This is a genomic window from Pseudotabrizicola sp. L79 (genome assembly GCF_036553525.1).
Taxonomy (GTDB): domain Bacteria; phylum Pseudomonadota; class Alphaproteobacteria; order Rhodobacterales; family Rhodobacteraceae; genus Pseudotabrizicola.
The window spans coordinates 430,316-451,803 of the sequence record NZ_JAZHDA010000045.1; the positions used below are offsets into that span (position 1 = coordinate 430,316).

The 21,488-nt window shown below is 64.6% G+C and carries 24 protein-coding genes; 20 read left to right on the forward strand and 4 right to left on the reverse strand.

Translation table 11 applies throughout. From position 1 onward, the window contains the following. Positions 1 to 35 precede the first annotated feature (35 nt). Genes V3C85_RS07935 through V3C85_RS07950 form a run of 4 tightly spaced genes read left to right on the forward strand, consistent with a single transcriptional unit; the run spans position 36 to position 2,428 of the window. The gene (locus V3C85_RS07935; protein WP_331794548.1) at positions 36 to 416 is read left to right on the forward strand and encodes a head decoration protein; all 381 of its coding nucleotides are present in this window, start codon (positions 36 to 38) and stop codon (positions 414 to 416) included. Positions 417 to 460: 44 nt separating this feature from the next. Continuing rightward, positions 461 to 1,483 (forward strand): major capsid protein, encoded by a 1,023-nt coding sequence (locus tag V3C85_RS07940; RefSeq protein WP_331794549.1) that lies wholly within the window; start codon positions 461 to 463, stop codon positions 1,481 to 1,483. Positions 1,484 to 1,493: 10 nt separating this feature from the next. Continuing rightward, positions 1,494 to 1,808 (forward strand): head-tail joining protein, encoded by a 315-nt coding sequence (locus V3C85_RS07945; protein ID WP_331794550.1) that lies wholly within the window; start codon positions 1,494 to 1,496, stop codon positions 1,806 to 1,808. Beyond that, on the forward strand, positions 1,805 to 2,428 hold the full coding sequence (locus V3C85_RS07950; protein WP_331794551.1) for a DUF6441 family protein: 624 nt from the start codon (positions 1,805 to 1,807) through the stop codon (positions 2,426 to 2,428). The genes V3C85_RS07945 and V3C85_RS07950 overlap by 4 nt, the downstream gene beginning before the upstream one ends. A gap of 21 nt (positions 2,429 to 2,449) precedes the next feature. Here V3C85_RS07950 and V3C85_RS07955 read toward each other — a convergent pair whose 3' ends face one another. Together V3C85_RS07955 and V3C85_RS07960 are read right to left on the reverse strand one after the other, a co-directional pair. Beyond that, positions 2,450 to 2,929, reverse strand: a complete 480-nt coding sequence (locus V3C85_RS07955) for a hypothetical protein (protein ID WP_331794552.1) — start codon at positions 2,927 to 2,929, stop codon at positions 2,450 to 2,452. Positions 2,930 to 2,932: 3 nt separating this feature from the next. Further along, positions 2,933 to 3,469 carry a hypothetical protein gene (locus V3C85_RS07960; protein WP_331794553.1) on the reverse strand — a complete coding sequence of 179 codons (537 nt, stop codon included), beginning with the start codon at positions 3,467 to 3,469 and terminating at the stop codon, positions 2,933 to 2,935. A gap of 85 nt (positions 3,470 to 3,554) precedes the next feature. Between V3C85_RS07960 and V3C85_RS07965 the strand changes: the two genes are divergently transcribed. From V3C85_RS07965 to V3C85_RS08025, 13 genes are all read left to right on the forward strand, one after another. Then, complete coding sequence (locus V3C85_RS07965) at positions 3,555 to 3,977, forward strand: acyl-CoA transferase (RefSeq protein ID WP_331794554.1); 423 nt, start codon at positions 3,555 to 3,557, stop codon at positions 3,975 to 3,977. 25 nt (positions 3,978 to 4,002) lie between these two features. Continuing rightward, positions 4,003 to 4,941 (forward strand): phage tail tube protein, encoded by a 939-nt coding sequence (locus tag V3C85_RS07970; RefSeq protein WP_331794555.1) that lies wholly within the window; start codon positions 4,003 to 4,005, stop codon positions 4,939 to 4,941. Positions 4,942 to 4,943: 2 nt separating this feature from the next. Beyond that, entirely contained in the window at positions 4,944 to 5,381 is a 438-nt protein-coding gene (locus V3C85_RS07975; protein WP_331794556.1) for a hypothetical protein, read from the forward strand. Between the two features lie 83 nt (positions 5,382 to 5,464). After that, positions 5,465 to 5,611, forward strand: a complete 147-nt coding sequence (locus tag V3C85_RS07980) for a DUF7697 family protein (RefSeq protein WP_445941995.1) — start codon at positions 5,465 to 5,467, stop codon at positions 5,609 to 5,611. Beyond that, positions 5,604 to 8,030 carry a phage tail tape measure C-terminal domain-containing protein gene (locus V3C85_RS07985; protein ID WP_331794557.1) on the forward strand — a complete coding sequence of 809 codons (2,427 nt, stop codon included), beginning with the start codon at positions 5,604 to 5,606 and terminating at the stop codon, positions 8,028 to 8,030. The genes V3C85_RS07980 and V3C85_RS07985 overlap by 8 nt, the downstream gene beginning before the upstream one ends. After that, positions 8,030 to 8,656 (forward strand): DUF2460 domain-containing protein, encoded by a 627-nt coding sequence (locus V3C85_RS07990; RefSeq protein WP_331794558.1) that lies wholly within the window; start codon positions 8,030 to 8,032, stop codon positions 8,654 to 8,656. Before V3C85_RS07985 ends, V3C85_RS07990 begins: the two co-directional genes overlap by 1 nt. Then, positions 8,653 to 9,537 (forward strand): DUF2163 domain-containing protein, encoded by an 885-nt coding sequence (locus tag V3C85_RS07995; protein WP_331794559.1) that lies wholly within the window; start codon positions 8,653 to 8,655, stop codon positions 9,535 to 9,537. The genes V3C85_RS07990 and V3C85_RS07995 overlap by 4 nt, the downstream gene beginning before the upstream one ends. After that, positions 9,537 to 9,968, forward strand: coding sequence for an NlpC/P60 family protein (locus tag V3C85_RS08000; protein ID WP_445941996.1), 432 nt, complete (start codon positions 9,537 to 9,539; stop codon positions 9,966 to 9,968). Before V3C85_RS07995 ends, V3C85_RS08000 begins: the two co-directional genes overlap by 1 nt. 10 nt (positions 9,969 to 9,978) lie before the next feature. After that, a complete protein-coding gene (locus V3C85_RS08005; RefSeq protein ID WP_331794561.1) occupies positions 9,979 to 13,950 on the forward strand; it encodes a baseplate multidomain protein megatron in 3,972 nt (1,323 codons plus the stop codon). A gap of 26 nt (positions 13,951 to 13,976) precedes the next feature. Continuing rightward, on the forward strand, positions 13,977 to 15,938 hold the full coding sequence (locus V3C85_RS08010; RefSeq protein WP_165053979.1) for a DUF2793 domain-containing protein: 1,962 nt from the start codon (positions 13,977 to 13,979) through the stop codon (positions 15,936 to 15,938). A gap of 11 nt (positions 15,939 to 15,949) precedes the next feature. After that, positions 15,950 to 16,258 carry a hypothetical protein gene (locus tag V3C85_RS08015; protein ID WP_165053976.1) on the forward strand — a complete coding sequence of 103 codons (309 nt, stop codon included), beginning with the start codon at positions 15,950 to 15,952 and terminating at the stop codon, positions 16,256 to 16,258. 75 nt (positions 16,259 to 16,333) lie between these two features. Continuing rightward, on the forward strand, positions 16,334 to 17,008 hold the full coding sequence (locus V3C85_RS08020) for a YcbK family protein (RefSeq protein WP_165053973.1): 675 nt from the start codon (positions 16,334 to 16,336) through the stop codon (positions 17,006 to 17,008). Continuing rightward, positions 17,008 to 17,259, forward strand: coding sequence for a hypothetical protein (locus V3C85_RS08025; RefSeq protein ID WP_165053971.1), 252 nt, complete (start codon positions 17,008 to 17,010; stop codon positions 17,257 to 17,259). The genes V3C85_RS08020 and V3C85_RS08025 overlap by 1 nt, the downstream gene beginning before the upstream one ends. A gap of 400 nt (positions 17,260 to 17,659) precedes the next feature. On the opposite strand, the gene V3C85_RS08030 is transcribed toward V3C85_RS08025, so the two are convergent. Then, on the reverse strand, positions 17,660 to 18,034 hold the full coding sequence (locus V3C85_RS08030; protein ID WP_165053968.1) for a hypothetical protein: 375 nt from the start codon (positions 18,032 to 18,034) through the stop codon (positions 17,660 to 17,662). 2 nt (positions 18,035 to 18,036) lie between these two features. Then, a complete protein-coding gene (locus V3C85_RS08035; RefSeq protein ID WP_331794562.1) occupies positions 18,037 to 18,639 on the reverse strand; it encodes a TetR/AcrR family transcriptional regulator in 603 nt (200 codons plus the stop codon). 80 nt (positions 18,640 to 18,719) lie between these two features. On the opposite strand from V3C85_RS08035, the gene V3C85_RS08040 reads away from it, so the two are divergent. Genes V3C85_RS08040 through V3C85_RS08050 form a run of 3 tightly spaced genes read left to right on the forward strand, consistent with a single transcriptional unit; the run spans position 18,720 to position 21,487 of the window. Beyond that, positions 18,720 to 19,208 (forward strand): cytochrome b, encoded by a 489-nt coding sequence (locus V3C85_RS08040; RefSeq protein ID WP_331794563.1) that lies wholly within the window; start codon positions 18,720 to 18,722, stop codon positions 19,206 to 19,208. A gap of 3 nt (positions 19,209 to 19,211) precedes the next feature. Next, complete coding sequence (locus tag V3C85_RS08045) at positions 19,212 to 20,357, forward strand: efflux RND transporter periplasmic adaptor subunit (protein WP_165053964.1); 1,146 nt, start codon at positions 19,212 to 19,214, stop codon at positions 20,355 to 20,357. Next, positions 20,354 to 21,487 carry an ABC transporter permease gene (locus tag V3C85_RS08050; RefSeq protein WP_028030780.1) on the forward strand — a complete coding sequence of 378 codons (1,134 nt, stop codon included), beginning with the start codon at positions 20,354 to 20,356 and terminating at the stop codon, positions 21,485 to 21,487. Before V3C85_RS08045 ends, V3C85_RS08050 begins: the two co-directional genes overlap by 4 nt. Position 21,488 lies beyond the last annotated feature (1 nt).

The following is a 21,488-nucleotide window of genomic DNA, read 5'->3' on the forward strand; positions in this document are numbered from 1 at the left end:
CTCTTCCCCATCCCCCAAGACATGGAGACTGACCAATGCCCGTCCTGACGGAACCGCCCAGCATGGGCGACGTCCTCAAATATGAGGTCAACCCGAACTACACCCGCGAAGTGATCACGCTGCTGATCGGTACCAACTATCCCTCTGGTGCCGTCCTCGGCCGCATCACCGCAAGCGGGAAATACACCCTGTCAGCCGCCACCGGCGCGGATGGCGCACAGGTCGCCGTTGCGGTCCTGCTTTACCCGGTGAACGCCACGCTGGCTGACGCCGTTGGCATCGTAGTGGCCCGTGGCCCTTCGATCGTCTCCCGCGCGGGCCTGGCCTACGAGGGCACCGTCAACGACGCAGCCAAGATCACTGCCAAAATCAGCCAGCTTGCCGCCGTCGGCATCATCGCCCGCGACGGCGTCTGACGCGCGACGTCGGCATCCCTTTCCCCAAATCCCCGGAGCACCCCATGACCCTTGTCCGCAATCCCTTTGACGCTGGCGGTTACTCGCTGGCCGAGATGACGCAGGCCATCAACATCCTGCCCAACCTTTACACCCGCCTCGGCCAGATCGGCCTGTTCCGTTTCGAAGGCGTCACCCAGCGTTCGGTGATCATCGAGCAATACGAGGGTGTCCTGAACCTGCTGCCTTCGGTTCCGCTGGGCGGGCCTGCAACCGTCGGCACCCGGGAAGGCCGCTCGATGCGCAGCTTCGCCCTGCCGTGGATCCCGCATGATGACGTCATCTTGCCCGGTGACATTCAGGGCCAGCCCGCGCTGGGCGTCTTCGATGGTGCCGATCCGCTGGTCGAGGTGATGAACCGCAAGCTGCAGCTGATGCGCCGCAAGCATGCCCAGACCCGCGAATACATGGAGATGAATGCGCTCCGCGGCATCGTGAAGGATGGCGCTGGGACGACCCTTTACAACTACTTCACCGAATTCGGGCTGGCGCAGATCTCGGTCGACTTCGTCCTCGGCACAGCTGGCACCAATGTGCAGGGCAAGGTACGCGAGGTCTTGCGGGCAATCGAGGACAACCTCCTTGGCGAAAGCATGACGGACGTGCATGCCCTCGTCAGCCGGGAATTCTTCGACAAGCTGATCGCGCACCCCAAAACCGAGGAGGCGTACAAGTTCTATGCCGCAACTGGCGCGCAGCCGTTGCGCCAGGACGTGCGCCGCAATTTTCCCTTCGCGGGCATCGTGTTCGAGGAATATGCGGGCACGGTCACCCTCTCGACCAAGGCAACCGAACGGCTGGTTCCGGCCAACGAAGGCATCGCGTTCCCCTTGGGCACGATGGACACCTTCACAACCTATGGCGGCCCGGCCAACCTGCTGGAGGCGGCGAATACCGTGGGCCTGCCGCTCTACGCCCGCCAGCACCTCGACGAAAAGGGCCGCTGGATCGACCTGATGACCGAGGCCTCGATCCTGCCAGTGAACAAGCGGCCGCGCATCGCGATCCGCATTCACACCTCGAACTGACGGTCGGGGCATGACCGTCTTCGCCGCTGCCATGGACAGAATCTACGCCAACCCGACCATGGCGGCGGCCGCTGTCTGGATTTCTGCCATCACCTCGGAGGAACGTCCCATCCGCGTCATCCGCCGCGCCCCGGATCGCATCACCGAATTCGGCGCTGGGCGGTTTGTCAGTGACACAATGATGGTGGACGTCCGCGTATCCGACCTGCCCGATCCACGCACGGGCGATCTGATCGTGATCGGCACCGACAGCTTCACCATCCAAGGCGAACCGGTGCGCGACCGCGAACGCCTGATCTGGACACTGGACCTGCGGCCATCATGAAATTGAAAATCGCCTTCGATCCCGACCTCGTCGCCCTGATGCAGGCCGAAATCGCCGCCGGGGAAAAGGCCATGTCCGCAGCCATGCGCGAAGCGGGCACCTCCCTGAAGTCCGCATGGCGCGGCCAAATCACCGGCGCAGGGCTTGGCACCCGGCTTGGCAACTCCATCCGCCTGGCCAGCTTCCCGAAATCCGGCGAAAGCCTGAACGCGGCGGCCCTCGTCTGGTCCAACGCTCCGGTCATCATCGGTGCGCATGACACCGGGCCGCTGATCCGGTCCAAGGATGGGTTCTGGCTGGCAATCCCCACCCCGGCTGCAGGGAAAAGCACGAAAGGTGGCCGCATCACCCCCGGCGAATGGGAACGCCGCACTGGGTTGCGCCTGCGGTTCATCTATCGCCGCCGGGGGCCTAGCCTGCTCGTAGCGGAGGGACGACTGAATTCGAAAGGCCGGGCCGTGGCATCGAAATCCAAAACCGGACGCGGCGTGGCCACAGTGCCAATCTTCCTGCTCGTGCCTCAGGTCAAATTGCGCAAACGGCTGGATCTGGCGCGGGATGCCGAACGGGCGGTGGACGGCGTGCCGGGGCTTGTCGTGGCGATGTGGAAAACGCCCTAAAGCCAGTCAATGCTCAAGCAATCAGGACTGAGGCCATAGCTTTGATGTATCAACCCCGGCACCCTCCAATCTGGACTTGGCTGCTTCCAACACCGCAGGTTCAAAGTGGCCGCTGTGTTTGAGAACAAGTGCTTCTCCGGTGAGTTCCGGCAATCCGCGCTCGATCAGCATGTTGAAACCGTCCGTAGGTGCCTTGCTCACTGCAAAATCGATCAGTGTCCGCATCACACCGACCCGGTCGATCTTTTGCCGAGTGCGCGAAAGCCTCACTGTCTTGCCGCGTTCATCTCGCAAGATTTCTTCGAAGGCATGGATGGTCTTCCAGAAGTCGTGCTCGATGCTGCCGGGAGCCTCTTCAGGCAGGATTTCGACCAACCGTCTGAATGCCGCCTCATCCACTTCGGGAACTCCAAGTCGCTGTGCGTTTTCCCGAAGGGTCCGAAGTTTCGTTGGATCGGTCGCAACAGCAATCGATGCGAGGACTTTCTTGTGGTCGGCCATGGTTCAGTTCCTCGAAATGCGTAATGCAGCGCTGCCCGACGCGGCGGATTTCGTCGACTTCAAGAGCGTGTAGCTCTTGATGGGCTGATCCTTGACGAATGCCCTTCGCGGCTTCCCGGCATCGTCCAACAATGGCTCAGCGTCGATTGCGTTCTTGATGTACCAACCGAGATACATGTTCAGCGGCGTCTTCTTGGGAGCGCCATCGGTATAGGCGTCAGCACCGATGACCTCCTCGTAAAGCGTGCGGGCCTTCGGATCGGTCATCAACTCGCCAAACACAGTCAGCGTAAAGTGTTCATCGAACCGACCAGAATTGAAAACCTCGCGGGCCTTCTGTTGCGCTACCGCATAGAGCGCTTCGGTATCATCCAGTTCCTTTTGCCGCTCAGGTGGAAGATGCGCATAGACCGCCCGTTCGAGAGCGCGTTGCATGAACGCGGAGGGATCAATGCCTGCATCGGCCGAAAGCTTCTGAATCAGATCATGGATGTCGTTTTTCAGCCGGAATGAAACCCGGGTCGTATTTTCGGAAACCATAGCGAATCTCCACAAGGTGCGAACACTTGTGAAGATAGCGCATCATAACGCACCCGTCAACAGGGTGCGGACACCTGTGAGAGCGATGTCCACCACCCGCGAAACCATCCTCGCCGCGCTGCACGCGCGGTTGCAGCCGCTTGCCGCCCTTGTCCTGCGCGATGAGGTGCTGCCTGAGCGGATCCCGACGTCCGGGCTGATCATTCTGCGTGATGGCCAACCCGGAGAGCCAGAGGTCACGCTGTCACCGCTACGCTACCATTTCCAGCATCGCGCCGAGTTGGAGGTCGTCGTCCAAACGGGCACCGGGAGGGCCAGCGCCTTCGACATACTGATCGCCGCCATCGGCACGGCGATGGAAGCCGATCGCACCCTTGGCGGCCTTTGCGATTGGGTCGAACCCGAAGCACCGGCGTCGGTCGATCTGCCCATCGAGGGCGCGGCGGCGCTGAAGGCGGCGGTGATCACCGTCGTCTTGCACTACACCACCACCGGCCCTCTGGCCTGACACCCCCAACATCGAGGAGAAACCCATGGCACGTGCGCAAGGCGCGCGGGCGCAGATGGCGCTTGCGTATGAGACGGTTTACGGCACCCCGCCGGTCAGTGGGTTCCGGCTGATGCCCTTTGCCCGGACGACGCTCGGGTTGGAACAGCCGCTGCTGGAATCCGAACTGCTGGGCTATGGCCGCGATCCCCTGGCCCCGATCAAGGATGCGGTCACCGCCGACGGCGAGGTGGTGATCCCCATTGATGTGGAGGCTTTCGGGTTCTGGCTGAAGGCAGCTTTCGGCCAGCCGGTCACCAGCGGGACGACGCCCAAGACCCACACCTTCCAGTCAGGCAACTGGACGCTGCCCAGCATGGCGATTGAAACTGCCATGCCTGAGGTACCCCGCTTCGCGATGTATTCCGGCTGTGTGCTGGATCAGCTGACATGGCAGATGCAGCGGTCGGGTCTGTTGACTGCGACGGCCCGGCTGGTGGCCCAAGGCGAAACCATCGCTGCTGCCACGGCGGCTGGCACGCCAACGGCGCTGGGCCTGCAGCGGTTTGGCCACTTCAACGGCACGGTGAAAAGGAATGGCTCGGCCTTGGGCAATGTGGTTTCGGCCGAGATCACCTATTCCAACAACCTCGACCGGATCGAAACCATCCGTGGCGACGGGCGCATCGATGGTGCCGACCCCGCTATGGCCGCCCTGTCGGGCCGGATTGAGGTGCGTTTCTCCGACACCACGCTGATCACGCAAGCCATCGACGGCACGCCCTGCGAGCTGGAGTTCAACTACAGCCTCGGGGCCAACGCCAGCTTCACCTTCACAGCTCATGCCGTCTATCTGCCCCGCCCGCGCATCGAAATCGCTGGGCCACAAGGCGTGCAGGCGACCTTCGACTGGATGGCGGCCAAAGCAACCAGCCCTGCCCGAATGTGCACCGCAGTTCTCGTCAACACCCTCGCAGGATACTGATCATGATCCGACTGAACCTCACTGCCACGCCGCAATGGCTGGACCTCGCCCCCGGCCTGCGCCTGCTCGTCGGACCCCTGACCACCGCCCTGATGGTGTCCGCACGCGCCGATCCGGCGATTGAAGCCTTGTCCGATGGAGCGTCGCAGGAGGCGTTGGCCCTCGCCATGGCCAAAGCCGTAGCCCGTCGTGCGGTACTTGATTGGGAGGGGGTCGGCGACGACGCAGGCAGTATCGTGCCCGTCACGCCCGAAGGCATCGACGCCCTCTTGGAAATCTGGCCGGTCTTCGAGGCGTTCCAGACCCGATACGTCGCGAAGGGTCTGATCCTGGACGCGGAAAAAAACGTCTCCGCGCCCTCGCCGACTGGTCCTTCGGCGGTGGCGAGCGGTACTGTGCGGCCTGCGAAGCTTCCTGCCCCGACTGCCCTGCAAGACTGAACCGGCCCCAGACCGAAGAAGGCTGGCAGGTCTGGGATCTGGTCGGCCGCCTTGGTGGGCAACTGCGCGTGAACCCAGGCGCGGTGCTGGGCTGGGACATGGGCGCGGCCCTCGCGCTCGCTGCGGCACTGGGCATCGACACCCTGATCGCCGCAGAACTGCTGCCCGAGATCGAGGCGGTGATGGTGCGCAAACTGAACGAACAGATGGAAGGAGGCCGCGATGGCTGAAAAACGCGTGTCCGTCCGCCTCGTGGCGGAGGGCGGCCGCCAGGTGCGCGCGGAACTCGAAGGTATCGGTGATGCTGGCGCGCGGGGCTTTGGCCGCCTGTCGACCGAGATGGAACTGGCCAACACCCGGCTGGCCGGTTTTGGCCGCAAGGCCGGGATCGCGCTTGCGGCCGTGACGGTTGCAGCTGCGGCAGCGGGCGTGGCGATGGTGCGGTCGGGCCTTGAGACCATCGGTGCGCAAGCCGACATGGCGGCGTCACTGAAGACCACGGTCGAAAGCCTGCAAGTGCTGACATGGGCGGGTGAGCTTGCCGGGGTTTCCATGGGCGAGATCGAACAGGCGACCAAGAAACTCACCACCCGGTTGTCGGAAGCGGCCTCTGGTTCCGGATCGGCCGTCGGCGCGCTGGAACGGCTGAACCTGACGGCCGCTGAGCTTCAGGCGCTGCCGCTCGACCAGCGCATCGTCGCCATTCAAGAAGCCCTGAACCGGTTTGTGCCGGAAGCAGAAAGGGCGGCCGTCGCGTCTGACCTCTTCGGCGACAAGGCGGCGCTGGCGTTTCTGCGGATTGACCCGGCCACGTTGCACGAGGCGGCGCAGGACGTGCGCGACTTCGGCGTGGCCGTCAGCGCGGCTGATGCCGCCCAGATAGAACGCACTGGCGATGCCATCGCCAAGCTCAGCCTGATCTGGCTGGGGCTGACCAACCGATTGACCGCAGCGGTCGCCCCAGCGCTGGAAACCATCGCCAACACGCTAGCCGACATGGCGCGTAGTACCGGGCCGATTGGCATCGCGATAAACGCCCTCTTCGACAACATTGGTCGCCTCACCACCTACGCTGCCACCTTTGCCACGCTGATGGTCGGGCGCTGGGTGGCGGGGCTGGCGGCTGCGGCCCTTTCGGTGCGGGGTCTGGCCACCGGCCTCGTCATCCTGCGCGGCGCGCTGATCCGCACCGGCATCGGGGCGTTGATCGTTGGAGCGGGGGAGCTGGTGTTCCAGTTCACCCGGCTGGTCGCGGGCGCGGGCGGGTTCGGCGCGGCGATTGGCCTCCTGAAAGATCTGGCGCTGGAGGTCTGGGATCGCATCGGTCTTGGCGCGGCCTCGGCCTGGTCGAAGATCGAGGCCAGCTGGGCGGGGCTGCAGGCCACGATCTATGGCGCGATGCAGTCCTCAGTGGAAGCCGTGACCAGCTTCGGCAATTCTGCGGCGGGCATTTTCAAAGGCGCCTATGATGCGGTGAAAGCGATCTGGGGCCAGCTGCCGAGTGCCATCGGCGATTTCGCCTTCCAGGCCGCCAACGGTCTGATCGGCGGCGTCGAGGCCATGCTGAACGGCGTCGTCACCCGGATAAACAATTTCATCAACGGGTTGAATGCCGCACTGGACCTCTTGCCCGATTGGGCGGTGGGAGAAGGCGGGGTGCGGATCGGCACGCTGGACCCCGTGGCGCTGGGCAGGATCGACAACCCCTTCGCGGGATCAGCGGCGGCGGCTGGAACCGCTGCAGCCGAAGCCTTTTCGGCCGCGATGGCGCAGACCTATGTTACAACGCCCGACCTTGGCCTCGCCGGAATGGCCGAAGAGGCGACAGCCCGGGCCGATGCCTATCGCGAGGCCTCTGGCGTGCTGGCCGACGCTGCCGCACGTCCGATGCAAAGCTGGCAGGCGCTGAGGGATGCAGTGGCCGGGGCAGGAACCGAAGGCGAGGCTGCGCTCGACGGGGCAGCGGATGCTGCCGACCGGTTGGACGAGTCGATGAACGAGGCAGGGCGCGCTGCTGGTGGCGCTGGGGCAGCAGCAGCGGCTGGGGCCGAAGTGGCCAAGACCGGGTGGGAAGCCGCCTTGGCCACGCTCGCCGACTATGCCGCTAAGGCCCGCGACATCGGTGGCGATATCGGCAATGCACTGGTCTCGGCCTTTACCTCGGCCGAGAACGCCGTGGGTGAGTTCGTGAAAACCGGCAAGCTGGATTTCCGCGACCTCGTCACCTCGATGATCGCCGATCTGGCCAAACTGGCGGCACGACGCTTCATCCTCGGCCCCATCGCCAACGCGCTGTCGGGCGCACTGAGCGGCGCGGGTGGTATCTTCGCTAATATCCTGCATGCGGGTGGGATGGTCGGATCGCCAGGCCCGGGCCGGATGGTCCCGGCCACGGCCTTTGCCGGTGCCCCGCGCATGCACGCGGGCGGCTGGGCCGGGATCAAGCCCGATGAAGTTCCGGCCATCCTGCAACGGGGAGAGCGGGTTCTGTCGCGCAGGGAAGCTGCTGGTTATGGCCAAGGGCAAGGCTCTGCCCCGAACATCTCCGTCACGATCAACGCCCGTGACGCCGAAAGCTTCCGCCAATCCCGCACACAGGTCGCAGCCGATATCGCCCGGGCCGTGTCCCTCGGCCGGAGGGGCATGTGATGGCGTTTCACGAGGTGCGCTTCCCCGACAATATCAGCCGCGGGGCGAGGGGCGGGCCGGAGCGGCGCACGCAAATCGTGGAACTGGCCAGCGGCGACGAGGAACGCAACGCCAGCTGGGCCAACTCGCGCCGCCGCTATGACGTCGCCTATGGCATTCGCCGAGCCGATGATCTGGCGGCAGTCGTCGCCTTCTTCGAAGCGCGCAACGGCCGCTTGCACGGCTTCCGCTACAAGGATTGGGCCGACTATAAATCTGCCCTGCCGTCGCAGGCAATCACCGCGACAGACCAGCAGATTGGCACCGGCACCGGTAGCCTGCAAACCTTCCAACTGGCGAAACGCTACACCTCCGGCGCGCAGACTTGGGTCAGGACCATCGCCAAGCCCGTCGCCGGGACCGTCCGCGTCGCGCTGGGCATGGTGGAACAGATGTCGGGCTGGACCGTGGACACGACGACTGGCGTCGTCACCTTCACCACTGCCCCTGCTGGCGGTGTCGCCGTCCGCGCTGGCTTCGAATTCGATGTGCCGGTCCGCTTCGACAGCGACACCCTCGACGTGACCCTCGACTTTGAGCGGCTGGGGTCGATCACCGCCATCCCCCTGCTGGAGATCCGCAGATGAAAAGCCTCTCCCCTGCACTGCAGACCCATCTCGATGACGGCACGACCACCTTATCCTGGTGCTGGCGGATCAGCCGTACCGACGGCGTGGCGCTGGGATTTACCGATCATGATCGCGCGCTGACCTTCGATGGCACCAGCTTTGAGCCGGAAAGCGGATTCGCTGCCTCGGAAATTCGCGCTGGCTCCGATCTCGCCGTCGATGCGCAGGATGCCACCGGCGTGCTGACCTCGGATCGTATCACCGAAACCGACATCCTCGACGGGCGCTGGGACAATGCGGCGGTGGAGCTGTGGCGGGTGAACTGGGCCGATACCAGCCAGCGCGTGCTCTTGCGCCGGGGTGCTGTCGGGCAAATCCGCCGTGGCCGCATGGCCTTTGTCGCCGAGGTGCGCAGCCTTGCGCATGTTCTGGGTCAGACGGTCGGACGAACGTTTCAGTCGGGGTGCGATGCCCGCTTGGGCGATGCGCGCTGCGGAATCGATCTGGAGAACGAGATCTACAAGGGCACCGGCCTTGTCACCGACGTGCTGCGCGACCGGGCGTTCATGGCCACGGGGCTGTCCGGGTTTGATGCGGGCTGGTTCACCTCTGGTACCCTGACTTGGACCAGCGGGGCAAATGCCGGGCGCGTCACCGAGGTGCTGGCGCATGGGCTGGATGGCAGCATCGCCACCCTGACCCTGCTGGAGGCACCGGTGCGCGCCGTCGCCGAGGGCGACGGCTTCATCGCGCGGGCGGGCTGCGACAAGCGCATCGCGACCTGCAGTGCCAAGTTCGCCAACACGGCTAACTTCCGAGGCTTTCCCAACATCCCAGGCCAGGATGCGGTCCTGCGCTATGCCAGTCAGGACGGCGGCCATGAAGGAAACGTGCTGTGATCACCGCCGATCCTGCCGTGGTCATCGCGACTGCCCGGCGCTGGCTCGGAACGCCCTATCACGATCAAGCCAGCCTGCGCGGGGTCGGCTGCGATTGCCTTGGGCTGGCGCGCGGCGTCTGGCGTGAGGTTGTCGGCGACGAGCCTTTCCCCATTCCGCCTTACAGCCGGGATTGGGGTGAGACCGGCCCGCGCGAGGTGCTGGCAGACGGTGCGCGCCAGATGATGCCGGAAATCATGCCAGCCGAGGCCAGACCCGGCACACTGATCCTGTTTCGCATGTCACCGCGCGCCATCGCCAAGCACGTCGGCATCCTGACCGCCCCTGACCGTTTCATCCACGCCTATGAACGGCTGGGCGTTGTCGAGCAAATCCTGACCACGGCATGGGCGCGCAAGGTCGCCTTCGCCTTCCTGTTCCCAAGAGACTAAGACCCCACACATGGCAACTTTGGTTCTCGGCGCCGTCGGCTCCGCGATTGGCGGCGCATTTGGCGGAGCAATCCTCGGCTTTTCCGGCGCGGCCATCGGGGGCTTCATTGGCTCGACCATTGGGTCTGTGGTCGACAACTGGATCGTATCATCCCTCGCCCCCGCCCAACGGATCGAAGGCGCGCGGCTCGACAGCCTGCGCATCACCTCCTCGACCGAAGGGGCCGTGATCCCGCGCTTGTTCGGCCGGATGCGGATCGGCGGCAACATCATCTGGGCCACGGATTTCCGTGAAGAGGTGAACACAACCAGCCAGGGCGGCGGCAAGGGCAGCGGGCCAAAGGTCACGACGACCGAATATCTCTACTTCGCCAGCTTCGCTGTCGCCTTGTGCGAAGGCGAGATCACCGGCATCGGTCGGGTCTGGGCCGACGGCAAGGCCATGGACATGACCGGCGTCACCTGGCGCTGGTATCCGGGCGATGAGGCACAGGCCCCTGACCCGTTCATTTCCGCCAAGATGGGTGCCGCCAGCACCCCGGCCTATCGTGGCACCGCCTATGTTGTCTTCGAAGAACTGAACCTCAGCGCGTTCGGCAATCGTCTGCCGCAGATCAGTTTCGAGGTGTTCCGCCCGCTGGCCGATCCCGACACCGCCGAAGGGCTGGTGAAGGCTGTGACGATGATCCCGGCATCCGGCGAATTCACCTATGCGACCGCCCCGGTCAAAAAATCCACCGGCTCCGGCGGCGCGACAGTGGCCGAGAACCTGAATGCCATCACCGACACCGCCGACATCGTTGTGGCGCTGGACCGGCTGCAGTCGCTCGCTCCGTCTGTGGAAAGCGTCAGCCTGGTTGTCGCGTGGTTCGGTGATGATCTGCGGGCCGGGAACTGCAAGGTGCGGCCGGGCGTCGAGGTGGACACCAAGACCACGACACCGTCCGCTTGGATCGTGAACGGTGTCGCACGTGCTGATGCGTTTCTTGTCAGTCGCGATGCTGAAGACCGTCCTGTTTATGGCGGCACGCCCGCCGACTTCGCAGTGGTGCAGGCAATTCAGGAGATGAAGGCGCGCGGGTTGCGGGTGACCTTCTATCCGTTCCTGCTGCCGGACGTGCCACCCGGAAACACCAAGCCCAATCCCTACAGCGCCAATGCCGCCACCTCGGGCCAGCCCACGTTCCCCTGGCGAGGACGGATCACCTGTTCCCCGGCTGCGGGTTTTGCAGGATCGGTGGACAAGACCGCGACCGCTGCCACGCAGGTCGCTGCGCTGTTCGGCACGGCCACACCAGCCAACTTCAGCGTGTCGGGGACCACTGTCAGCTGGACCGGCACGGTCGGTGAATGGTCCCTGCGCCGGATGATCCTGCACTATGCGCATCTCTGCAAAGCGGCAGGCGGCGTCGATGCCTTCCTGATCGGCTCGGAAATGCCCGGCCTGACAACCATCCGCTCGGGCGCCAGCACCTATCCTGCCGTCACCGCCTTCAAGTCCCTCGCAGCCGATGTCCGTGCCATCCTGGGCGCTGGACCCAAGATCGGCTATGCGGCCGACTGGTCGGAATATTTCGGCCATCACCCCGCTGATGGCTCGGGCGATGTGTTCTTCCACCTCGATCCGCTCTGGTCGGACGCCAACATCAACTTCATCGGCATTGATAACTACATGCCGCTATCGGACTGGCGCGATGGCTTTGACCATGCAGATGCCGCGCTGGCGCCTGCGATTTACGACCGGGATTATCTGCAATCGAACATCATCAGCGGCGAAGGCTTCGACTGGTTCTATGGCAGCGCCCTTGATCGCGCCGCGCAAAACCGCACGCCGATCACAGATGGCGCGGCGGCCAAACCATGGGTCTTTCGCTTCAAGGATCTGCGAGCCTGGTGGCAAAACCCGCATTTCAACCGGCCCGGCGGAGTGGAAAGCGGCACGCCGACGGCATGGGTGCCGCAGTCGAAACCGATCTGGTTCACCGAACTTGGGTGCCCGGCGATTGACCGGGGTGCCAACCAGCCGAACGTATTCTTCGACCCGAAATCGTCGGAGAGTTTCAACCCCTACTTCTCGCGCGGCTGGCGCGACGATGCGATCCAGCGGGCATATCTGGAGGCAACCTATCAGTTCTGGGGTGTTGCGGCGAACAACCCGACTTCCTCGGTCTATGGCGCGCGTATGGTGCATGTGCCGGAATGCGCCGCCTGGACGTGGGACGCGCGGCCCTATCCGTTCTTTCCACAACTGACCGATGTCTGGACCGATGGCCCGAACTGGCGGCTCGGGCATTGGCTGACCGGGCGGCTGGGCGCGGTATCCCTCGCTGCCCTTGTCCGTCACCTCTGCCTGCGCGCTGGCATGCCGGAGGAATTGATCGACGTCTCCGGCCTCTGGGGCGCAGTTGAAGGCTACGTCGTCTCCGCTCTGGAAGCCCCGCGCGCCTCGATTTCCACGCTTGCCCGGCATTTCGGCTTCGATGCTGTCGAAAGCGAGGGCCGCATCCGCTTCCTGATGCGCGGCCGCATTGCCGGTCTGACCATCACGCCCGACAGCATGGTCGCGCCCGCCTCGGCGCAAGGCGACGTGATGGAACTAACCCGGGCGCAGGAAACCGAATTGCCGCAGGCCTTGAAGTGGCAGGTCGCCCGCGCCGACGAGGACTATGACGCGGCACAGGTCGAGGCGCGGCGCATCACCGTCGACACCACGCGTATCGCGTCCGAGTCGTTTCCAATGGCCATCCCGCCAGAGGAGGCCGAACGCCGCTGCCGCCGCGCGCTGATGGAAGCTTGGGTGGGTCGGGAGAGTGCGGCGTTTCGCCTGCCGCCTTCGCGTCTGGCACTGGATCCTTGCGACGTCATCCTGCTCGACCACGATGGCCGCCTGACGGAAATGCGGCTTGTGTCCATCGCCGACTCCGATCTTCGCAGCGTCGACGCCGTGCGCCAGGACAGGGCGGTCTATGACCTGCCGCCCGGAGAGCCTCGACCGGCCACGCTGTCGACGCCGACGGTTTTCGGCGCGCCGGATGTTCTGCTGCTGGACCTGCCACAATTGCGCGAAGATCAGCCTGCGCATCGGCCCATAGTCGCGGCGCATGCCAAGCCATGGCCCGGCGAAATCGCCGTCTACCGCAGCGCAGCGACTGATGGCTTTGCCCTGCTGACGACCTTCAGCTCTCGGGCGCGCATGGGTGTGCTGGCGGCAGATTTTTACGCGGGGCCAGTGTCGCGCTTCGATCTGGGCAATGCGCTGGTGGTAGATCTCTATTCCGGCACGCTGGAAAGCGTCACGGACATCACCTTGCTCGGTGGGGCCAATGCGCTGGCCGTCGACACTGGCGCCGGGCAATGGGAAATCGTCCAAGCAGGGTCAGCTGAACTGATCGCGCCGGGGCGCTATCGGCTGACCCGATTGCTGCGCGGCCAGCGTGGGACAGAATGGGCCATGGTTGCAATGGTACCGACCGGCGCGCGGTTTGTTGTGCTGGACACTGCCGTGGCACCTTTGCCCATTGCTGAAGCCGATCTGGGCCTGCCGTGGAACTGGCGCATCGGCCCTGCGTCCAAGCCTGTCAGCGACGAGACCTTTGTCGCCACCAGCTTCACCCCGGACGGCGCTGGGTTGCGGCCGTTTTCGGTCGCGCATGTCGAACAGCCTTGGCGCACGGCACGCAGCCTCGGCGATCTGACGATCCGTTGGACGCGCAGGTCGCGATCACTTGCCGCTGACACCTGGGGCGCGGGCGATGTGCCTTTGGCCGAAGACAGTGAAGCCTACGAGGTGGAAATCCGTGATGGCAGTACGGTCAAGCGCACGCTGACCACGACCACAACCAGCGTCCTCTACACCGCCGCGCAGCAGACCGCAGACTGGGGCGCACCCCTCGGCCCCGGCCAATCCCTCGCCATCCGCATCTACCAGCTCTCGGCCCTGATCGGCCGGGGCGCTGGGCGTTCCGTCACACTCAGCATCTGAAAGCGCACACCCAGAAAGACCGAAAAATGTCCGACATCACCACCCACCTCCTGCTGCCCTACATCCTGGCATCGCAGGCCCAGAAGCATGTCACCCACAACGAGGCGCTGCGCCTGCTGGATGCGATGGTTCAGCTGTCGGTGCTGGATCGCAACCGCGCCGCCCCACCCGTCAGCCCGACCGATGGCGACCGGCATATCGTCGCATCGGGCGCGACAGGTCTCTGGGCAGGCTGGGACTTGAACGTGGCCTTTTGGGTCGATGGCGTCTGGATGCGGCTGGTGCCGCGCCCGGGCTGGTTATCATGGATCGCGGCGGAACAGGCCATTGTCGTCTGGAACGGGTCGGCCTGGGATTTGGTCGGCGAACCGGTGGATGTGTCGGATGCTGTCTTCAGCTTGGTGAACGATGCCGACCCGACAAAGAAGGCGGTGTTCTCGCTGTCGGGGATCGGCACTGGCACGACCCGAACCTTCGCGTTGCCGAACACATCGTCAGAACTGGCAATTCTCGCAGGCACCCAGACCTTCACTGGCAACAAGACCTTCTCGGGTTCGCTGACAGCGTCGGGTGCTGTGTCGATCACCGGCACGCTGACCGCCTCGGGGACGGTCACGGTTTCGGCGGCGGCGGCCTCGATCGGCACAGCGATCACGACTGCAACCTATGGAATGGGGACTGGGGTCAATCCGACCGGCGTGACCAAGACCCTGAACCTTGGCACGGGTGGCGCATCCGGATCGACAACGGTCGTCAACATCGGGTCGGCGACCGCAGGCGCTGGCGGCACGACGGTCGTCAACACACCCACGGTGACGTTCGCAAATGCCGTCACGCAAGTCGGCATGCCCCAGGCCAACCTGACGGCGCAGCTATTGGGCCTTGGTGGCGCAACGGCAGACAGCTACAACCGGGTTTCGGTCAACACCCCGGCGCTCCTGTTCAACAACGCCGGGGCCGGGATCGAGGCCACCGTCAACAAGGCAGCGGCCGGAAACGATGCGGCCTTCGCCTTCAAGACCGGATTCTCGGCGCGGGCGCTGATCGGCCTGCTTGCCAGTGACGATTTCAGCGTCAAGGTCAGCCCGAATGGCTCGGACTTCTTCGATGCCGTGAAAATCGACCGCACCAATGGCAGGGTCGAACTGCCTGAACCGCTGTTGCTGCCCGCGCATGACGCAGCCCCCGCGCCACCGCCAGCGGGGCGGATCGCGCTTTATGGCCGCAATCGTGCCGGAACGGGCTGGGTCGATGTGCAGCGCCCGTCCGGCCGTCACTTTCCGCTGCAACCGCATTTCGGGGTCAACCGGGTCGCCACCTGGTCGCCGTCGGTCAGCACCACCGTGACGACGGATGGCATGCCGCGCACGGCCGTCGGCACGGTGGCCACGCCAACCCTTGCCACCACCGGCCTTGCCGCCAGCATACGCCGCTGGCGCGTCACCAGTGCCGCCACCGCCAATGCCGCCGCCGAGGAACGCTCCGCGGGCTGGGTTTGCTGGCGCGGGAATGCAGAGGGCCTTGGCGGCTGGAACTACGTCAACCGGCTGTCGCTGACCACGCTGCAGGCGACGGGGATGGGGTTCTTCGGCCTCTATGGATCGGTGGCGGCGCTGGCAACGACCCTGACGCTGTCCACTGTGGTGAACTGCATCGGCATCGGGTTCCAGCGCGGCACACATGCCAACTGGCAGCTGGTGCACAATGACGGCACCGGCGCGCCGACGCTGATCGACCTTGGGGCCAGTTTCCCGGTGGCGAGCCTGACGAATGTGCTGACGCTCTACATCGCCGCCACGCCGAACGGGGCCGACATCGGCGTGCGTTTGGTCGAGGAGGTCAGCGGCGCGGCGGTCGAGTTCACCATCACCACCGACATGCCCGCTGCCACCCAACTGCTCAGCCCGCGCAACTACATGAACAACGGCGCCACAGCGGCGGCCGTCGCCTACGACTGCGCGGGCGTTTACCTCGAGACAGATTACTAAAGGATATCAACATGACAGAACGAACGTCCCTCCTGCAGGAAGTCGGCCAGGCCTTCCGCGACAACGGCATGACCGCTGCCATCACGGCGCTGGTCGGTGGTTCTCTTGCCATCGCCGCCACCGTCACCCGCAAGGCATTCACCAACGAGGCGATGCTGGAGCGGCTGGACCGGGAACTGCATCTCGAACGCGAGCGCACCGACAAGCAGCGCGCCGATGACCGCAAGGCCGATGCCGACCGGCTGGAACGCATCGAAACCGACATCCGTGCCATGCGCGACGTGATGTTCGAAGCTTTTCAGCGCGGCCGTACCGACTGACGCGCCCCCAAGACCATCACTGAACCTGTCCCCCACCCGCCCCAGAGGCGGGTTTTGCATTTCTGGAGACCAACCATGCCGACCACGACCTATGCCCATTTCCGCGACGTGCCCGAAAGCGCCTGGCGCTGGCCCAGTTTCTCCCCGGCCGAGATCGCCTGCCGCGGCACCGGCGCAATCAAGATCAACACCGAGGCCATGGACAAGCTGCAGTCCCTGCGCAACCGCCTCGGCAAGCCGCTGATCGTCCGCTCGGGTTATCGCAGCCCGAGCCACAACCGCGCCGTCGGTGGGGCCCCGGCCTCGAAGCACATGCTGGGCACGGCCTTCGACATCGCCATGTCGAACCATGATCCGGTCACCTTTGCAGAGGCTGCCCGCGCCGTTGGCTTTCTCGGTTTCGGCACCTATCCGCGCTCGGGCTTTATGCATATCGACCTCGGGCCTGCGCGCAGCTGGGGCGAACCCTTCGCTCCCCGTGCGACGCCCTTCGTGCCGGAAACCCAGCCTGCCCGCGAAGTGCTGGCCGATAGCCGCACCCTGAAAGGCGGCGGGACAGCGGGCATCGCCACTGTCGGCGCTGCCGGTGTCGAAGTCGCGCAAGATGTCCTGGCAGAAACCCAATCCGCGATCCTGCCCCTGGTGCCTTACCTCGACACCCTGCGCTGGGTGTTCATCGCCGTGGCGCTGATCGGCATTGCGATCGCGATCCACGCCCGGATCGATGACTGGAAGCGGGGCCAGCGCTGATGGGCTGGATCACCGTCCTCCTCGCCAGCGGCCCGGCGCGCAAAGCGCTGGGCCTGCTGCTGGCCGCCCTCACCATCGCCCTGTTCCTGATGAACTTGCGCCGCGCCGGTGAACGGACCGGTCGGCTGGCAGAACGCCTTTCAACATCGGAGAAAACCCATGAAGTCCAACGCCAGATGCTGGACGCCGCCAGCCGCCGCCCCGCTGATCGTGATGCTCTGGCTCAGCGCATGCGCGATGGGCGATTTTGACGGACCTGCCGCTTGCCCGCCTGTCGTCAAATACACCAAAGTCGATCAGTTGCGAGCCGCTATCGAGGTCGAAGCATTGCCTGAGGATGCGGTCGTCTTGCGGATGCTAAGTGACTACGCGGTCCTGCGTGATCAGTCGGAGGCGTGCAGGTGAAATCTACACCGGGTACCAGCCCACGGGTACCGCCGTCCGCGTGAACTTCGGCACATCGCCTGGTCCGGTTTACGGACGCATGACTCGACAAAGCTCGGGTATGTCTGTCACGCTAGAACTTACAGGATTGCAGCCCTGATCCTTTTGCCAGAGTTGTTCGTTCATTATGGCTCCGTCGATGTGTCAGTACCGTGGATGAAACGGTAGAGGTTTGAATCGAAGACGCACCAGGAGCGGTTGACGCCGCTACAGGCGACTTTTCCTGCCCCGTGCCTTCATGGCAACCCACACCATCGCGGCCCAGAACAATGTCCGCAGTGTCATGGCCCCGACAGTGCGCATCTCGAAGGCATCTCCTGCGAAAACCCGCCAGCCGAACACGGCAAAGACCGTTGCGGTCGCGATCAGGATGGTCAGCGCCACGGGCAACGCAAGCCGATGCCCGGTCATCAGAAGCAGGCCGCCAATGACATAGGCGAAGCCTGCGAGGAAGTTGAACCACAGGACGAAGGGCACGACGGCCCCCATGTCAACCGCGCCGAACAGGGCCGATCCACCCGAGATCAGCGTCAACAACCCAAAGGCGATGGCCGCAGCACCGGCGATGTGATGAGTTTTCATGTCTACCCCTCCTTGCAGGCAAACAGGACCAATTGCACCTCCAGCAGGCGCATCCCCTCGGGTACGATGTCAAAGCTGCGCGAGCCAAGGCTCCACCTTATGGCGATGCCCTGAACAAGTGATGTCAGCAGTACGGCGGCATCCTTTGGTTGAACGCCCGCCCCCATCATTCCGGCTTCGGCCATGGCCTGTAGGTGTGCCACCAGATGCGCCTGGTACTGCATCAGAACCCCGCGAAACCGGTCGCGCAGGGCGGCATTATCCACATTCAATTCGCGGGAATGCAGGATGGCGGGGAGCGCGGGGGTTTCCGCGATCTGCTGCAACTGGGCGGCGATCAGCGCCCGCAGCCTTGTCATTGGACTTGCATTGCCGTCCATGGCCTGCTGCCAAGCAACTTCCAGCCGGTCCGCGATAGCGTCACCGACGGCCGTCCAGAGTTCCGCCTTTGTTGGGAAATGCCGGAATATCGCGGCTTGGGTGACGCCTACCTCTTGCGCGATGTCATTGGTCGTCAGCCGGTCAGGGCCGATACGGTCGGACAAGTCCAGAACGGCGGCAATGATTTCGGTCTTGCGATCCTCGGCTGATTTGCGACGCAACATGGGACACCTCTTGTAAGTAAGTAATCACTAACATAATCTGCCAAACAAGCAAGCTGATTCGCCAGACCGAAAGGACCGCCATGCCCAGCCCCAAGGGATACACCCGCCGGCAGATCGCCCTTCACTGGGGCGCAGCCCTGCTGATCGTGCAGCAATACCTGTTTAAAGATGCCATTGCAGCCGCGTGGGACGCTGCGGCAAAGGGGGTGGAAACCGCCTTTAATCCGCTGGTTCTGGCCCATGTCGCAGGCGGGGCGCTGGTCATGCTGTTTGCGCTGTGGCGGCTGTCGATCCGGGCGCGGCGCGGCGCGCCTGCCATGGTCGGTGACAGTGCCGCGCAGCGCGCCTTGGCAAAGGCCGCCCATGTCGGCCTTTACGCGCTGATGATCCTGATGCCGCTCAGCGGGTCGATGGCCTGGTTCGGCGGGGTCGATCTGGCGGCACAGGGCCATAACGTGCTGAAGATCGTGCTGCTGGCGCTGGTGGCGCTGCATGTTTTGGGTGCGCTCTATCATCAGTTTGTGCTGAAAGACGGCCTGATCAACCGCATGCGCCGGGCCGAGGGCTGAGCGATGCGCAGAAGCTGGATCCTTGGCGCGGTTGCGCTGGTTGGGCTGGCGGCGGCGGGTTGGTTTCTGACCGAACGGCCCCTGACTGTGACGGTTGTCGCGGCTGAAACCGGGGTGCCCTTGCGCCTTTACGGCCTTGGTTCCGTCGAGGCCCGGGTTTTGTCGCGCGTCGGGTTCGAAGTTGGCGCGGCACTGGTGTCGGTCTCGGCAGATGCAGGGGATGCGGTGAAGGCCGGACAGGAACTCGCCGCCTTGCATCCGGCAGAACAGGAAGCGCGTGTCGCGCGGGCGCAGGCGGCTGTTGCGGCCAATGCCGCCGGTCAGTCCAAGGCTGACGCCGCAGTGGCGCGGGCGCAGGCAGTTCTGGCGCAGCGCATCGCAGCAAATGATCGGCAAAAGGAACTGGCGCGGCAGGATGTCGCCTCGGTTCAGCGGGCCGAGGAAGCGCTGCGCGACGAAGATGTGGCGCGGGCCGAACTGGCGCTGGCCGAGGCCGATCTGGCGGTGATCCGCGCGCAGGGCGCAGATGCAGCGGCCGCCTTGCAACTGGAACAAACATTGCTCGCCCATCACCGGCTGGTCGCACCCTATGATGCGGTTGTCGTGGCTCGCCACGTCGAGCCGGGCACGGTGGTCAAGGCCGGTGATCCAATCTTCACCCTGATTGATCCGGCAACGATTTGGGTTCAGGCCTTTATCGACGAAGAACGCGCCGGCCAACTGGCGCTTGGACAAGAGGGTGTCATCCGCCTGCGGTCACAGCCTGCGGCAGAGTTCCACGGCACCGTCGCCCGGATCGGGCTGGAAAGTGACCGCGTTAACGAAGAGCGCCGCGTCTGGCTGACCTGTTCCGACTGCCCCGAAGCGATGTTCCTTGGCGAACAGGCCGAAGTACGCATCCTGACCGGCATACGCGACAACGCGCTGATGGTGCCCGAGGTGGCGATCACCGGCTTTGACGGCTTTCGCGGCATAGTCTGGCTGGTGCAGGATGGTCGGCTACGCCGCGCCGAGCTGACCTTTGGCGCACGCGACGACCGGGGCCGGGTCGAGGTGACAGGCGGCCTGCCCGAGGGCGCCGCGATTGTCGCCATGCCGCCGAAAGGTGCCGACGAAGGCAGACTGGCCCGGATCGGGGACGCGCCATGAATCTGGCGCTGAAAGACATCCGGCATGGCCTGTTCCGCTTTGTGCTGACCTGTTTCGGGTTGGGCCTGCTGATGACGGTCGTTCTGGCGATGATCGGCATCTACAATGGCCTTGTGGCCGATGCGTTGGCGGTGGTCGAGGCCCCCGCGGCGGACGTCTGGGTGGTCGAGGCGGGCACCAAGGGGCCTTTTGCCGAAGCCTCGTCCATTCCCGCCGACAGCCGCGACACCGTGGCCCGCATGCCCGGCGTGGCCGAAGCCGGGGCCATCAATTACCAGACCATCGAGGCCCCCTTCCTTGACCGCGCCTTGCGGCTTTATATCATCGGCTATGAAACCGGACGTCCGGGTGGCCCGCAGATCATCGCCGAAGGGCGCGGCATCGGCACCAGCCATTTCGAACTGGTGGCCGACCGCAAGACTGGCCTTGTGCTGGGTGATACCATCCGCCTTGGCCGCAACCGCTTTACCGTGGTCGGGCTCGTCGAAGGGGCGATGAACTCGGGCGGCGATCCGGCGGTTTACATGACGCTTGCCGATGCGATGGCGCTGCAAACGGAACTTGCTCCGGCAGATCAACGGGTGCAGGCCGCGCGCGGGGCGGGGGCGGTCAAGTCGGCCTCGGTCGCGGCAGTGATCGTGCGCGTGACGCCCGGCGCGGATGTCGATCTGCTGACCGCAACCTTGCGGCAATGGAAGCATCTGGCTGCCCTAAGCCAGACCGAACAGGAAAACATCCTGCTGGCCTCGGTTGTGGACAAGGCGCGCCGTCAGATCGGGCTGTTTCTGGGAATCCTCCTGGCGGTGTCGGCCGTGGTGATCGCGCTGATCATCTACACCATGACCATGGAAAAGCTGAAGCAGATCGCAACGCTAAAGCTGATCGGCGCCCCAGACCGCACCATCATCGGGCTGATCGTACAGCAATCGCTGATCCTTGGGACCGCAGGTTGGGGCATCGGTCTGGTTCTGATCCTGCTTGTCAAGGATGTCTTTCCGCGCCGCGTGGTGCTGGAACCGTTTAACGTGGCCGTTCTGGCCGGGATCATCGTCGTGGTCTGTCTGGCCGCCAGCGGTCTGGGCGTGCGCGCGGCCCTGAAGGTGGACCCCGCCACCGCGCTGGGAGGCTGAG